17 protein-coding genes, 1 pseudogene and 1 other annotated feature are annotated in these 13,370 nt (G+C 68.8%); of the genes and pseudogenes, 8 read left to right on the forward strand and 10 right to left on the reverse strand.

Annotation, left to right across the window (positions count from 1 at the left end; all coding sequences use genetic code 11):
* Window positions 1–33: 33 nt before the first annotated feature.
* The gene (locus OHB01_RS05745) at window positions 34–981 is read left to right on the forward strand and encodes an IS110 family transposase (protein WP_328855830.1); all 948 of its coding nucleotides are present in this window, start codon (window positions 34–36) and stop codon (window positions 979–981) included.
* A gap of 27 nt (window positions 982–1,008) precedes the next feature.
* Here the strand turns inward: OHB01_RS05745 and OHB01_RS05750 are convergent.
* A protein-coding gene (locus tag OHB01_RS05750; RefSeq protein WP_328854087.1) for an IS3 family transposase occupies window positions 1,009–2,230 on the reverse strand; the annotation gives its coding sequence in 2 pieces (ribosomal slippage) (window positions 1,009–1,942 and window positions 1,941–2,230; 1,224 coding nt in all).
* Window positions 2,231–2,296: 66 nt separating this feature from the next.
* On the opposite strand from OHB01_RS05750, the pseudogene OHB01_RS05755 reads away from it, so the two are divergent.
* Window positions 2,297–2,548: pseudogene (locus tag OHB01_RS05755) on the forward strand (IS110 family transposase); the annotation flags it as partial.
* Between the two features lie 8 nt (window positions 2,549–2,556).
* On the opposite strand, the gene OHB01_RS05760 reads toward OHB01_RS05755, so the two are convergent.
* From OHB01_RS05760 to OHB01_RS05790, 7 genes are all read right to left on the reverse strand, one after another.
* Complete coding sequence (locus OHB01_RS05760; protein WP_328855035.1) at window positions 2,557–2,748, reverse strand: helix-turn-helix transcriptional regulator; 192 nt, start codon at window positions 2,746–2,748, stop codon at window positions 2,557–2,559.
* Window positions 2,748–4,133 carry a replication initiator gene (locus tag OHB01_RS05765; protein WP_328855036.1) on the reverse strand — a complete coding sequence of 462 codons (1,386 nt, stop codon included), beginning with the start codon at window positions 4,131–4,133 and terminating at the stop codon, window positions 2,748–2,750. Before OHB01_RS05765 ends, OHB01_RS05760 begins: the two co-directional genes overlap by 1 nt.
* A gap of 97 nt (window positions 4,134–4,230) precedes the next feature.
* Window positions 4,231–4,371: a hypothetical protein gene (locus OHB01_RS05770; protein ID WP_328855037.1), complete on the reverse strand. Its 141-nt coding sequence runs from the start codon at window positions 4,369–4,371 to the stop codon at window positions 4,231–4,233.
* A gap of 21 nt (window positions 4,372–4,392) precedes the next feature.
* The gene (locus tag OHB01_RS05775; protein ID WP_328855038.1) at window positions 4,393–4,752 is read right to left on the reverse strand and encodes a hypothetical protein; all 360 of its coding nucleotides are present in this window, start codon (window positions 4,750–4,752) and stop codon (window positions 4,393–4,395) included.
* Window positions 4,753–4,769: 17 nt separating this feature from the next.
* A complete protein-coding gene (locus OHB01_RS05780) occupies window positions 4,770–5,429 on the reverse strand; it encodes a DUF2637 domain-containing protein (RefSeq protein WP_328855039.1) in 660 nt (219 codons plus the stop codon).
* An 18-nt stretch (window positions 5,430–5,447) separates the two neighbouring features.
* Window positions 5,448–6,800, reverse strand: a complete 1,353-nt coding sequence (locus OHB01_RS05785; RefSeq protein WP_328855040.1) for an FtsK/SpoIIIE domain-containing protein — start codon at window positions 6,798–6,800, stop codon at window positions 5,448–5,450.
* Window positions 6,793–7,134: a hypothetical protein gene (locus OHB01_RS05790; protein ID WP_328855041.1), complete on the reverse strand. Its 342-nt coding sequence runs from the start codon at window positions 7,132–7,134 to the stop codon at window positions 6,793–6,795. The genes OHB01_RS05785 and OHB01_RS05790 overlap by 8 nt, the downstream gene beginning before the upstream one ends.
* 150 nt (window positions 7,135–7,284) lie before the next feature.
* On the opposite strand from OHB01_RS05790, the gene OHB01_RS05795 reads away from it, so the two are divergent.
* Window positions 7,285–7,641, forward strand: a complete 357-nt coding sequence (locus tag OHB01_RS05795; protein WP_191055561.1) for a GntR family transcriptional regulator — start codon at window positions 7,285–7,287, stop codon at window positions 7,639–7,641.
* 177 nt (window positions 7,642–7,818) lie between these two features.
* Here OHB01_RS05795 and OHB01_RS05800 read toward each other — a convergent pair whose 3' ends face one another.
* Window positions 7,819–8,037: a hypothetical protein gene (locus OHB01_RS05800; protein WP_328855042.1), complete on the reverse strand. Its 219-nt coding sequence runs from the start codon at window positions 8,035–8,037 to the stop codon at window positions 7,819–7,821.
* A gap of 151 nt (window positions 8,038–8,188) precedes the next feature.
* Between OHB01_RS05800 and OHB01_RS05805 the strand changes: the two genes are divergently transcribed.
* Window positions 8,189–8,929: an XRE family transcriptional regulator gene (locus OHB01_RS05805; RefSeq protein ID WP_328855043.1), complete on the forward strand. Its 741-nt coding sequence runs from the start codon at window positions 8,189–8,191 to the stop codon at window positions 8,927–8,929.
* A 2-nt stretch (window positions 8,930–8,931) separates the two neighbouring features.
* Complete coding sequence (locus OHB01_RS05810; protein ID WP_328855044.1) at window positions 8,932–9,408, forward strand: NUDIX domain-containing protein; 477 nt, start codon at window positions 8,932–8,934, stop codon at window positions 9,406–9,408.
* 234 nt (window positions 9,409–9,642) lie between these two features.
* Here the strand turns inward: OHB01_RS05810 and OHB01_RS05815 are convergent, their stop codons facing one another.
* Window positions 9,643–9,936: an integrase core domain-containing protein gene (locus tag OHB01_RS05815; protein WP_419197568.1), complete on the reverse strand. Its 294-nt coding sequence runs from the start codon at window positions 9,934–9,936 to the stop codon at window positions 9,643–9,645.
* 132 nt (window positions 9,937–10,068) lie between these two features.
* On the opposite strand from OHB01_RS05815, the gene istA reads away from it, so the two are divergent.
* The 3 genes from istA to OHB01_RS05830 all read left to right on the forward strand — a co-directional run bounded on the left by istA (window position 10,069) and on the right by OHB01_RS05830 (window position 13,362).
* Window positions 10,069–11,547, forward strand: a complete 1,479-nt coding sequence (gene istA, locus OHB01_RS05820; RefSeq protein ID WP_142648723.1) for an IS21 family transposase — start codon at window positions 10,069–10,071, stop codon at window positions 11,545–11,547.
* Entirely contained in the window at window positions 11,544–12,101 is a 558-nt protein-coding gene (locus OHB01_RS05825; RefSeq protein ID WP_328855045.1) for an ATP-binding protein, read from the forward strand. The genes istA and OHB01_RS05825 overlap by 4 nt, the downstream gene beginning before the upstream one ends.
* 41 nt (window positions 12,102–12,142) lie before the next feature.
* Window positions 12,143–13,362 (forward strand): IS3 family transposase gene (locus tag OHB01_RS05830; RefSeq protein WP_328853951.1). Its coding sequence is split into 2 segments (ribosomal slippage): window positions 12,143–12,422 and window positions 12,422–13,362, totalling 1,221 coding nucleotides; the frame shifts between segments, so codons are not numbered across the junction.
* Window positions 12,421–12,534, forward strand: a sequence feature (AL1L pseudoknot). It overlaps the preceding gene by 114 nt.
* Window positions 13,363–13,370: the final 8 nt, after the last annotated feature.

Here is a 13,370-nt window from a genome sequence, read left to right on the forward strand (position 1 = left end):
ACGAACGTCGGGACATCCTCCGTCGCTGTAGGTATCGACGTTTCCAAGGAGTTCCACTGGGCCGAGATCAAGGTCGCTGAGACCGGGAAGGTGCTGCTCAGCCGCCGCTTCGACAACGCCCCCGGTGCCATTGGCGAGCTGATCGAGCACATCACCGTCGCGCAGGCCGAGCACGGCCCGGCCACTGTCGGGATCGACGTGCTGGGTGGTATCGCCGGCCTGCTGGAGGCGATGCTGCTGCACGCGGGCCTTGCCGTGGTCCATGTGCCGGGGATGGCGGTCAACCGGGCACGGCGCGCCACCGTGGGCGGGGAGCGCAAGAGCGACCCCAAGGACGCCCGCGTGATCGCCGATCAGGTGCGCATGCGCGATGACCTGCGACCAGTGCAGCCGGGCCGGGAACTGGACGCCGAACTGCGGCTGCTGGTCGGCCGGCGTGCGGAGCTGGTCACCGACGCCACCCGGCGGGCCGCCCGCCTGCGGGATCTGCTCACCTCGATCCACCCCGGCCTGGAGCGAGTGGTCGATGTCACCGGCAAGCTCGGTCTCCACCTGCTGACCCGCTTCGTCACTCCGGCCGAGATCCGCGACGCCGGGCTGGAGGACGTACTGGCCCATCTGCGCCAGGTGCGGCATGTGAAGGCGTCGATGGTCCGAGCGCTGGCCGAGGCGGCGATCGACGCCGCGGCAGCCCAGCACATCGCCGTCCCCGGGCAGACGGTGGCTGCGGACATCATCCGCGACCTGGCGGCCGAAGCGCTGGCCGGACGTGAACGGCTGGCCCAGCTCGATGCGCGCATCCAGGAGGTGCTGGCGCGCCACCCTGATGCGGCCCTCATCCTCAGCCTGCCGGGGATGGGGGCGACCCTGACTGCGGAGTTCCTCGCCGAAACCGGCGGCATCGCCCGATTCGCCAGCCCCGACCAGCTCGCCTCGGCCGCGGGCCTGGCCCCGGTGCTCAAGCAGTCGGGCAAGGTCTGAACCGCGCCGAGTTTCGTGGAGGCCGGGTTAGCTGGCTGGGGTGAGGATAGCCGTGGCGGTTTGTGTTCGGTAGTGGGTCTCGAATTCGGCTGGTGGGAGGTCGTTGCAGGCGCTGTGGAGGCGCCGGTTGTTGTACCAGTCGACCCATTCCATGGTGGCGATCTCGACGTCGTCCAGGCCGTTCCACGGGCCGCGCCGGTGGATCAGCTCGGTTTTGTACAGCCCGATGGTGCTTTCGGCCAGGGCGTTGTCATAGCTGTCCCCACGGGAGCCGACCGAGCAGACCGCCCCGGCACCCGACAGGCGCTCGGTGTAGCGAATCGACAGATACTGGCAGCCGCGGTCGGAGTGGTGCACCAGCCCTTCCAGCCGCCGTCCGTCTCCGCGACGCCAGATGGCCATCTCCAGCGCGTCCAGCGCCAGGTCGGTGCGCAGATGATCGGCCAGACGCCAGCCGACGATCATCCGCGAGAACGCGTCGATCACCAGCGCCGCGTACACGAACCCCGACGCGGTGGGGATGTAGGTCAGGTCGGCGACCCACAACCGGTTCGGGGCGGGGGCGGTGAAGTCGCGTTTGACCAGGTCTTCGGTCCGCTCGGTGAGGGCTTCGGAGATCGTTGTCGTGGGCCGCTTGTGATCCCCGCGCACCGCCCCGGCAAGCCCCAGGCGCTTCATCAGCCGGGCCACGGTGCACCGCGCCACGCGGGTGCCGCGCCGGTTGAGCTCTTTCCACATCTTGCGCACGCCATACACCTCGAAGTTCTCGTTCCACACCGTGGTGATCTCGGCCATGAGCTGGGCGTCCCGCACCGCCCTCGCGGAGGGCGGGCGGGACTTGGCCGCGTAGTACGTCGACGTCGCCACCTGCAACACTTGGCAGATCGGCTCGACGCCGAAAGCGCCGCGGTGAGCGTCGATGAAGGCAACTACCTGGGCGGCCGTGGGTCGAGTTCGGCCGCGAAAAAGCGGCCGCGGCCTTGAGGATCTCGTTGGCGCGGCGCAGCTCGCGCACCTCACGCTCCAGCTCGGCGATCCGCTGCGCATCAGCGGTCGAGGTGCCGGGACGCTGTCCCTCGTCGATCTCGGCCTGGCGCACCCACCCGCGCAGCGCCTCGCGGTGAACACCGAGCTGATCGGCCACCCGGGCGATCGCGCCGGGGGCACCGCCGGTCTGCCGGCGAACCTCAAACACCATCCGGACCGCGCGCTCTCGAAGCTCTTGGGGATACTTCCTCGGGGCTGGCATCGTGACGTGATTCTCCCTTCCGCCAGCAGATGATGCTGGCTTCAGGGCCTCCACGAAAGTCGGAGTGGTTCAGTCCGCTACTTGCAGCGCGCCACGGCAGGCAACAAGGCCCTCAAGCGGGTCTTCTACCAGTCGGCCTTCATCGCTATCAGCTGCGACCCGGCCAGCCGGGCCTTCTACGACCGCAAACGCGCCGCAGGCAAACGGCATCACCAGGCCCTCATCGCCCTGGCCCGCCGCCGTGTCAACGTCCTGCACGCGATTCTGCGGCACAGGAGGCCGTACGACCCTAGCCATGTCCGGGCTGCGGTGGCTTGACAAAAGCATTAGGCAGCCTCCCGCAGAGACTCCAGCCATGCCATGAGGTCGCTCCTATAGACGTAGAGATCTCCGTTGGGCAGCTTCACGCAGACAGGGGCGCGGCCCAGCTCGCGCCAGCGGTAGAACGTGCGGCGGGAGACGCCGCCCAGTTCGTCGAGAACCTGCTGTAGCGGCATCAGCTCATCGCGCCCAGCCATCAGGCCCCTCCCCCGCTCGGAAACGAGGGGAGCCCAGGCGCGCGGGCGAATGCGGCGACGAGGGCGTCACCCGGGGAGTAGCCCTTTCCTGCGTACTCCCATTCGCTGATGACGAGGACGGTGTCCTCGTCGAGGAGGGGAAGGCGGCCGGTGGTGATGTCCTCGTCGCGGGCGTGGTTTCGACGGTCGGCGCGGATGTCGCCGAGGGTGATGGAGTAACGGCGGGATCGGGTGGAGAAGTGGCCGCGGAAGCCGAGCATGTGTGCCGACTGGGTCAGCCGTAGGTCGGCCAGCTCCTCGAAGGCGCCGAGGCGAAGGCATTCGGCGATAAGCCGCCGGGCGTGGTCCCGAACGGGCAGAGCGGCCAGGTCCTCGCCGGGGACGATGCGCCGGTCAATGGTGCCGACGCATTCGGCGGCCTTAGTCGCATACTTGGCGACGTAGCCCGCAACGGCCTGGTCGGTCAACACACCGTCGAGAGCGATCGGGCGGACGTCGAGTTGCTGGCCCCAGCGCAGGACACGCGCGGGCTCGCTGTCGAACGTGGGAATCTTGGCGATGACCACCGAGGCGGCGTGCTGTACGGCTTGGCCGAGGAGGTCGAGGGTGGCCCAGGCCGGGGGCGGGGAGATGGGTCCGGCCGGGCCGTCGAGGCGGATGACGGCGTGGAGGTGGACGACGCCGCGCCGCTGGTATTCGGCGACCTTGGCGAAGGAGACGACGAGCTGGTCGCGCATGTCGCGCAGGGTCAGTCCGCCGAGCTTGGCCAGGTGCCGGCGAAGGGCGTCGGCGAAGCGCTTCCACAGCAGCGGCGCGACCGCGTTGAACAGCACCGAGCCGGTGTAGTCGTAGCAGTCGGGACACAGCGGCTCACCGAGGCAGTCATCCTCTGCGCCGTGCCGAGCGGTGCAGGACAGAACGCGCCCGTGCGGACAGATCTCGGCGTCGCGGCGGGGGTGGCAGGGCAGGACGCTCCCGTTGTGCTGCCTGCGGGTGTGGACCGGGCCGAACGACGGCGCGGTGAGCGTGACGAACAGGCAAGGGTGCGCAGTCACCGACGCGGGGACGCCCTTGCCGCCGACGAGGCCGGCACGGATGAGGTGGTAGGTGTCGGCCCGGTAGGTCTCGGCGCAGGCAGGGCAGCGGGAGGCGCGGCGGGTCTTGCACGGGACGCGCAGGACGCCGTCGGGTTCGAGGCGGGTGCTGTAGCGGTGCAGCAGGGTGCCGGTGGCCTTGTCCCAGTGTTCGACCTTGCCGCGCAGGTGGATCGGCTGCCGGCAGCCGCCCGTGTGGCGGATTTGGGAGGCGAAGCGGGAGCAGTCGGGGTTGTTGAGTCGGGCGATGGCGCCGCGGATGGCGTGCGCGTTGGCGGATGTTACGGGCAAGATGGAGGCCTCCTTTCGCTCGATGGGTGGAGGGATGGCCCCCGACCTGGCGGTTGTCTTGGCGGATGTACGGCCAGGCCGGGGGCGCTGACGGGGTTCAGCAGAAGCCGAGTCCGTCGCAGTGGCGGCAGGTCTCGCCGTAGGAGTCCAGGCCGCCTCCGCCGCAGTGGCAGCACTGCCACCGCCGCGGCGTAATCGGCACGGGAGTGGCGGGCGGGGCCTGCTCGGTATCGGGCATTGGCGTCACCTCCTTTCGTCGTCAGGCGGCCTGCGCCGTGTTCTCGTCGGGGATGGGGTCGGGGTGGACGCAGCCCTCGTAGCTCATGTGCGCCTCGTACTGGGCGCGGCGGGCGGCCAGGATGGCCACGGCCCGGTACTCCACAGGGCCGAAGCAGATCGAGGCGGCGTAGTGGCCGGCCTCGCGCTCGCGCGGATCGATCGACGTGCCGAGCAGTTCGGCGATGTGGTCGACCTCGGCGCACATCTCGGCATCCGTGGCGCGGTGCGGGAAGTGCAGAACGTTGACCGAGCACGGGACGGGGACGGCCGGGTTGGCCTCCAGGAAGTCGGCCAGGGCGCGGAGCCCGGCGATGAGCGCGGAACGGTGGTCGTCGTTCATGTGGTGATCTCCCTTCATCAGACGGCTTCGGATGCGGTGCGCAGGGTGCGCAGCAGGTCGGAGGCGAGCTGGTTGGACACGCCGAGGCGGGCGCGCAGCAGGTCGCGCGTGATCGGTTTGCCGTGCTTGGCCTGGTGCTCATCAGCCACGCGGCGGGCGTAGTCGACCAGCGCCGGGGACGGTCCCGGCTCGCCGTCCTGCCCGTCCTGTACGACGGGGACGAGCGCGGGAGCCGGGGACGGCGAGGGCGGGACGGCATCGACGGTCAGGACGGGCGCGGACGGTTCAGGACGAGGGGCGGCGGCGCGACGTTCGAGCATCGAGACGGCGATAAGGAACGCCCCGGCGGGGGTGGCCGCCGTCAACCAGCCCCACACGGTCGGTTCAGCCTGGTGCAGGTTGGCGGCCAGGGACAGCACGATCCCGCCGGCCAGGACGAGCGTCGGCCAGGACACCCACCCGTTGCGCTGGCGTCCCGTCTTCTTGTCCCGCTGGCGTTCGCGGGCGGCCATGACGCAGGTGAGGTCGACGCAGACGGCCACGGCCCACGACATCCAGCCGGTCTGTCCGTGGTCGGTGGCGGTGTCGCGGATGTGGGTGAACGATCCGGCACCCGCGATGGCGGCCAGCACGAGGACCGGCCCGGTGTCGAGCAGCCATGAGGCAAGGCGTCGCATCGTTACCCCCTTTCGTGGTCAGGCGGACAGCAACTCAGAGAGCGCGGCCTCATCAAGGCCGGTGACGCGGCTGGGCTGAGCGATCTCGGCCCACGTGGGAGTGAGCCGGGACCAGTGCCGGGCGGTGTGTTCTGCCGTCTGCTCGGAGACGTGGAAGGACCGGGCGCGGTACCACTGGCCGTCCTGATGGGCGACGATCGCGACGCCGGGGGTCTCGGCGGGTATGGCGCGGGCGGACACCAGGGACGCGGGGTCGAGGTCGCCGAGGGTCATGGTGGCGGTCTCCGGGTCGTTGACCCGGTGGCAGATCCGCCCCGAGCACTGGGCGCGAAGCGCGGTGACGCCGGGGCCGAGGTCGGAGCCGATCCGTTGGCCGGACAGGAATAGGTAGATGCCGAACGCCCGCCCGAGTTGGGCGATGCGCAGCAGCGCGGTTGAGGTATGGGCGATTTCGTCCTTCTCGGACTTGTCGGCCATCAGGTACAACTCGGCCAGCTCGTCGACCAGCACCACCACCGGAATCGGCCGCACGCCGGGCGGGAGTTGCCAGATGTTGCGGGCGCCAGCCGTACGGCACAGCCCCATCCGGTCGACCATCACGGCCGTCAGGTCGTCCAGCAGGCCCACGCTCTCGGCCCGCGTGGTCGCCAGGGCCGACAACCGGGGCGCGTACGGGGTGAGCTCGACCCCGCCTTTGAGGTCGATGCCGACCAGGGCGACCGGTTGCGGAGCGAGCCCGACCAGCAGGGCATTCGCCAGGTTGGACTTGCCTGATTGGGTGGCCCCGGCGTTGATCCAGTGCGGAACGGTCCTGAAGTCGATCGTCCACAGCCCGCCGGTCTCCAGCCGCCCGACATGGACGGTGAGGAGCTCGCCCGAGACCGGGAGGTGGTCGAGCCGGACGAGTGGGTCCCGCACCGTGGCGGCCAGGATCACGCGGCCGGGACGAGGGGACGAGACCCGGACGGCATGCACACCCCAGGAGTGCGCGAGCCGTTCGGCCGCCTGGGCGTAGTCGGCGGGGATCTGCCCTTCGAGGGTGTGGACGGTAACGCGCCAGCCGTGCCGGGTCGGCAGCGGTAGCCACATGAACGATTTGGTGTCGACCGCGACCCGCTGGAAGCGCCGCCGTACCTTCACGATCCCGGTCGAGGCGATCGCACCAGGGACGGTGGTGAACCACCAGCGTTGCCGCTTCTTGGTCAGCCCGCACCCGAGGGCCACTTTCCGCCAGGTCGCCCGGACGGTGACCGCGACGAGGGGGAAGCCGACGATCAACCAGAAGGAGCGGAAGTGGTAGCGGTGCCAGGCCCACAGGCCGGCCGCCGCAGCGGCCAGGCCCGCGAGCAGCAGTGGGAGGGCGTCACGCACGGGCGCTCACCCCGGCGGGGACGATCGAGCTGGCCCGGTAGCTGATGCCCCAGCGGGCCTCGCCGCCCCGGGACATCTCCCAGACGTAGCCGACCAGGCCGACCGGGGTGACGTCCTGCCCGGCGGCGATCTGCGGCTCGCCGGAGGTGCCGACCTTGACGAGTTCGATCCGGCCAAACTCGTCCTCCACCGACAGGACGATCTCGTAGACAGTGTTGCCGTTCTTGTCGGTCTTGATCTCGCCGGTGTCCTGGTTGAGGACGCGCGGGCGAGGCGCGCGGACGCAGACGAACTGCAGTTTGGTCACGTCGACCGGGATCGGAATGGTGCGCATGTGTGAACCTCCTTAGCTCGATGCCAACATAGTTAACTAGGTTGGCCTGGTTGTCAATGTCTTCTCGGTTGGCTTGGTCGTCCCGTTGTGCTGAGATGGGATGCATGAGACTGGGCAAGATCTGCGGCTGAGACTGGACAAGGGACGCGAATGGTGAGGAAGACGGGACGGCCCGGTTACCTCCAAATCGCCGACGATCTGCGCGAGCAGATCCGCGGCGGATCTCTGCCGCCCGGCTCCCCGTTGCCGTCGACCACCCAACTCGCCGAGCAGTACGACGCCTCACTCAGCGTCGTGAAACTCGCGGTCGGGATCTTGCGGACCGAGGGCCTGGTCATCGGCCAGCAGGGCAAGGGCGTGTTCGTCCGGGAAGACGTCCCGGACACCGACCCAGGGCCGGCGGGCGACTTGGCAGGCGAGGTCATCGCGCTACGCACCGCCGTACAGGACCTGTCGGAACGCCTGGCACGGGTCGAAGAGACCTTGTCTCAGCGATCCGAGAGTTAGGACCGCCGTTCCGGACATTCAAGCCGGTGACGTGCCGAGCCAGCCGCGCGGACACGTTCCCGGAGGCAACCCCGCCGCGCATGGCCTTGTCCTCCCGCCGGATGCCGAGCAGGACCGTCACGTAGCCGACGGCCACGACCGCGCTGAGCGCCAGGGCGATGATCAGAGGCAGCGCACTCACGACCAGATCACCCCCAGGGCGGCGGCGCTGAGCGGGCCGCGCGGGGGACGGCGGTTGATGGCGCGGCGCCGGGTCGCCCGGCGCCGGGCGACCTGACGGCGAGCCCACCGGTCACGAGCGATGCACTTGCCGCAGCGGGTCTGCCCTTCCTCCAGCAGCGCACCGCACTCGCAGCCGGGCATCTCCTCCGGATAGGTGATCGTGGTGTCTGTCATTGGCCTGTTCTCCTTCCGTCGCAGGTAGTGGTGCGTTGTGACACCGAGAGTGCGACGAAAGGGCAGGACGAGATCACTACACGACGGGACATGTTCAAGACGTCCCGTCTACGATTGCCACGTCCCTGGACGTCCTGACGCGGCAGGTGAAATGGCCAACGAGCGACTACGCGCGGCCCTTCTGGAACGCGGGATGAGCATCGCCGAGCTGGCGACCGCGATCCAGGTGGACCCCAAGACCGTCGAACGCTGGATCACCAAAGGCCGCGCACCATACCGAAAGCACAGGTACGCCGTCGCCGCTCACCTGGGGATGGACGAGGGTTACCTGTGGCCCGAGGCCCTGACCCGGGAACAGGTGGCGTCGGCGTCCGAGAGCGAGATCGTCACCGTCTACCCGCACCGCTGGGCCGTCCCCCGGGACGCCTGGGGACGTCTGTTCGCGTCCGCGACCCAGGAGATCGGTGTCCTCGTCTACAGCGGCCTGTTCCTCGCTGACGACGCCGGCATCGTGCGGATGCTCGGCGAGAAGGCCGCCACCGGAGTGAGGGTGCGGATTCTGCTCGGCGACCCCGACAGTCCCGAGGTCGCTCAACGCGGTGCCGACGAGGGCATTGACGACGGCATGGCCGCCAAGATCCGCAATGTTCTCGTGCTCTACCGGCCCATCCGCGGCCTGGACGGCGTGGAGATCCGGCTTCATCGCACGGTGCTGTACAACTCCATCTACCGCGGGGACGATCAGCTTCTCGTCAACACCCACGTGTACGGGGTGCCCGCCGGCAACGCCCCCGTACTGCACCTGCGCAAGGTCTTAGGCGGGGACATGGTCACCACCTACGTGGAGAGTTTCGAACGGGTGTGGGAGCAGGCCACGCCGGTAGGGTCGTGATCGTGGCCCGCCGCATCGACTACTACGACGACCCCAACGCTCCCAAGCCGAACAGCCTCGTCCCGTCCGTCAACGTCGTCGTCACCAACGACGCCGGGGACATCCTCATGATCCGCCGCAGCGACAACGACAACTGGGCCGTCCCCGGTGGCGCAATCGACCTCGGCGAATCCCTCCCCCAAGCCGCCGTACGGGAGACCCTCGAAGAGACCGGCGTGCTGTGCGAGATCAACGGCCTCGTGGGCACCTACACCGATCCCCGCCACGTGATCCTCTACACCTCCAACGGGGAGGCCCGGCAAGAGTTCTCCATCGTCCTCACCGCCCGCGCAGTCAGCGGCGAACCGACGCCGAGCAGCGAGTCGACCGAGGTCCGCTGGGTGCCACGTGCCGAGGTGGAGAAGCTGCCGATGGACCGCTCAATGCGCCTGAGGATCGGCCACTGCCTCGCCGATACCGGCCTGCCCTATATCGGGTAGAAGCAACTTACTGCAGCGTCAGCCAAATCATGCTTTGGGTATCCGAGGCAGCCGTTCGTTGATCACATGGAAGAGCACTTTCACGAAGTCCCGCTGCAGTGGACTATCGTGCAGAAGAAGGACAAACGCAGACGGCGTCCCGTCTGACCCCAGGTATCCGATTCGGATACCTCCTGCCTCTGCGTCCCACGTCACGAGCTGAAGTGGCAATCCCCTGAAACCGTGAAGACGTTTCTATGCGGCGATGGCCTCGTGAGCCCTCGCCCTGGCGGCCGTTCGGGCGGCCATGATCTGTTGCTCGAACTCGATTGGCGGTAGGCCGTCGGCAGCGCTATGCCGGCGGCGGGTGTTGTAGAAGTCGGCGATCCAGGTGGCGATCTTCACCCGGGCTTCGGCTCGAGTGGCGAAGTGGTGCCGGTGGACGAACTCGACTTTGAGGGTGGAGTTGAACGACTCGGCCGCGGCATTGTCCAGGGCGCATGTCCGTGGCCATGCAAAAGTAGCCGTAGGTGGCCGGGTTGAGGTCACCGCTGGTGGCCAGTTTTAGTCCCCACTCCTGTTCTGTGCGTCTGCGTGTCGTGGGGAGGGGCGTGCCCCTGAACGGTGATCGTGACGGTGTCAGCCAGTCACAAGATCACCGCTCAGGGAGTCTGCCCGGCCATGAAATCTTCGGGGGAAGTCATGGACATCATCGCCGCCTACCGGGAGGTAGGCACTTACCGTGGTGCCGCAGAGATGTGCGGCACCACGCACAAGACCGTGAAACGCATCATTGAGAAGACGCTGGCCGGGGACAAGACGCCGGGCCGTAAACAGCGGGAACACAACTACGACCAGGTGATTGATCTGGTCACCGGCAAGGTCCGCGCGACGCACGGCAAGATCTCGGCCAAGCGGCTGCTGCCGCTGGCTCAGTCCGCCGGGTATGCGGGGTCGGCGCGGAACTTCCGCCGCTTGGTCGCCCAGGTGAAGAAGGACTGGCGGCGTGACAACCACCGGGGGCGGCGTCCGGCGGTCTGGACGCCGGGCGAGATGCTGGTCATCGACTGGGGCGATGCCGGGGGCGGGCTGCATGTGTTCTGCGCAGTGCTGGCCTGGTCCCGCTTCCGGTTCGTCCGCTTCGCCGACAACGAGCGCGCCGCCACCACCCTGGCCTTCCTCGCAGAGTGCTTCGAGACGCTCGGCGCGGTGCCCGCGATGGTGCTGGCCGACCGGATGGGCTGTTTGAAGGGCGGTGTGGTGGCCAACAAGGTCATCCCCACCGCCGACTACGTCCGCTTCGCCACCCACTACGGGTTCCGCCCGGACTGGTGCGAGGCCGCCGACCCCGAATCCAAGGGGATCGTGGAGAACCTCGTCGGCTACGCCAAGCGGGACCTGGTCGTCCCGCAGGCTCCCTTCGACGACCTGACGGTGGCCAACGTCGCTGCCCGGACCTGGTGCACGGAGGTCAACGCGGTGGCGCACTCGGAGATCTGCGCCATCCCGGCCGAACGCCTGATCGCCGAGCGCAAGGTGATGGGAGCCTTGCCGTCGTTGCGCCCGCAGATCGGCAAGCCCTCTGCCTGCCGCAAGGTCGACCGGCTGTCATGCGTGCGGTTCGGCTCGGCCCGCTACTCGGTGCCCAATCGGCTGATCGGGACGAGGGTGGCCATCGGTGAGACCGGCGGCGTCCTGCTGATCACCGACCTGGCCACCGGCGAGGTCGTCGCCGAGCACACCCCGGTCGCCCCCGGCGAGGCCTCCATCCTCGATCAGCACTACGGCGGGCCGCGTCCGGCACCCCGCCGCGCGGCGCGGCCCCGCACCGAGGCGGAGAAGGCGTTCCTGGCGCTCGGCCCACCTGCCGAGACATGGCTGGCCGGCTCGGCCGCCTCGGGCAACACCCGGCTGGCCGGCGACCTGGCCGAGCTGGCCGCTTTGCACGCCGCGCACGGGCAACAGGCACTCCTGGCAGCGCTGGAGCGGGCCACGCGGTTCCGCCGCTGGCGAGCCGAAGACATCCGCTCCATCCTGGCCGCCGGGACCGGGACACCACAGCCCACCGCAGCCGGGAACGCGTTGGTGCTGGAACTGCCACAGGTGCCTACCAGGTCCCTGGCCGAGTACACCCCCGGCAAGATCGGACAGGTGTCATGACCGCCGCCACACCCCCGGCGCTGGCCGCCGACATCGACGCCGGACTGCGCCGCCTCAAACTGGCCACCATACGCAGCCTGGCACCCGAACTCCTGCTCACCGCCCGCACTCAACGGTGGAACCCCGAGGAGTTCCTGCGCACTCTCATCGATGCCGAGCTGGCGGCACGTGATGCCTCCAACGCCCGTACCCGGATGAAAGCCGCCGCCTTCCCCGTGATCAAGACAATCGAGGAGTTCGACGTCGCGGCCTCTTCCATCCCCTCCGCGACCTTCGACTATCTGGCCTCGCTGGAGTGGATCGGTGCGGCGGAGAACTACTGCGCGGTCGGTCCGGCCGGCACGGGCAAGAGCCACAGCCTTATCGCCTTCGGCGTCGCCGCCATCGGCGCCGGCTACAAGGTGCGCTACTTCACCGCCGCCGAGCTGGTCGAGACCCTCTTTCGCGGCATGGCCGACAACTCGGTGGGGCGGGTGATCGACAACCTGCTACGCGCCGACCTGGTGATCATCGACGAGGTGGGTGAACCACTCCGACTTTCGTGGAGGCCCTGAAGCCAGCATCATCTGCTGGCGGAAGGGAGAATCACGTCACGATGCCAGCCCCGAGGAAGTATCCCCAAGAGCTTCGAGAGCGCGCGGTGCGCATGGTCTTTGAGGTCCGCCGGCAGACCGGCGGTGCCCCCGGCGCGATCGCCCGGGTGGCCGATCAGCTCGGTGTTCACCGCGAGGCATTGCGCGGGTGGGTGCGCCAGGCCGAGATCGACGAGGGGCAGCGGCCGGGCACCTCGACCACCGACGCCCAGCGGATCGCCGAGTTGGAGCGCGAGGTGCGCGAGCTGCGCCGCGCCAACGAGATCCTCAAGGCCGCGGCCGCTTTTTTCGCGGCCGAACTCGACCCCCGGCCGCCCAGGTAGTCGCCTTCATCGACGCTCACCGCGGCGCTTTCGGCGTCGAGCCGATCTGCCAGGTGTTGCAGGTGGCGACGTCGACGTACTACGCGGCCAAGTCCCGTCCGCCCTCAGCCCGGCAGGTGCGGGACGCCCAGCTCATGGCCGAGATCACCACGGTGTGGAACGAGAACTTCGAGGTGTATGGCGTGCGCAAGATGTGGAAGGAGCTCAACCGGCGCGGCACCCGCGTGGCCCGCTGTACCGTGGCCCGGCTGATGAAGCGCCTGGGGCTGGCCGGGGCGGTTCGCGGGGACCACAAGCGACCGACCACGATCCCCGATGCTCTCATTGACCGGCCCGCCGACCTGGTCAAACGCGACTTCACCGCCCCCTCCCCCAACCGGTTGTGGGTCGCCGACCTGACCTACATCCCCACCGCGTCGGGGTTCGTGTACGCGGCGCTGGTGATCGACGCGTTCTCGCGGATGATCGTCGGGTGGCGTCTGGCCGATCATCTGCGCACCGACCTGGCGCTGGACGCCCTGGAGATGGCCATCTGGCGTCGCGGAGACGGACGGCGGCTGGAGGGCCTGGTGCACCACTCCGACCGCGGCTGCCAGTATCTGTCGATTCGCTACACCGAGCGCCTGTCGGGTGCCGGGGCGGTCTGCTCGGTCGGATCTCGAGGGGACAGCTATGACAACGCCCTGGCCGAAAGCACCATCGGGCTGTACAAGACCGAGCTGATCCACCGGCGCGGCCCGTGGAACGGCCTGGACGACGTCGAGATCGCCACCATGGAATGGGTCGACTGGTACAACAACCGGCGCCTCCACAGCGCCTGCAACGACCTTCCACCAGCCGAATTCGAGACCCACTACCGAACCCAAACCGCCCCGGCTATCCTCACCCCAGCCAGCTAACCCGGCCT

It is taken from the genome of Microbispora hainanensis, assembly GCF_036186745.1.
In the GTDB taxonomy this organism is placed as follows: domain Bacteria; phylum Actinomycetota; class Actinomycetes; order Streptosporangiales; family Streptosporangiaceae; genus Microbispora.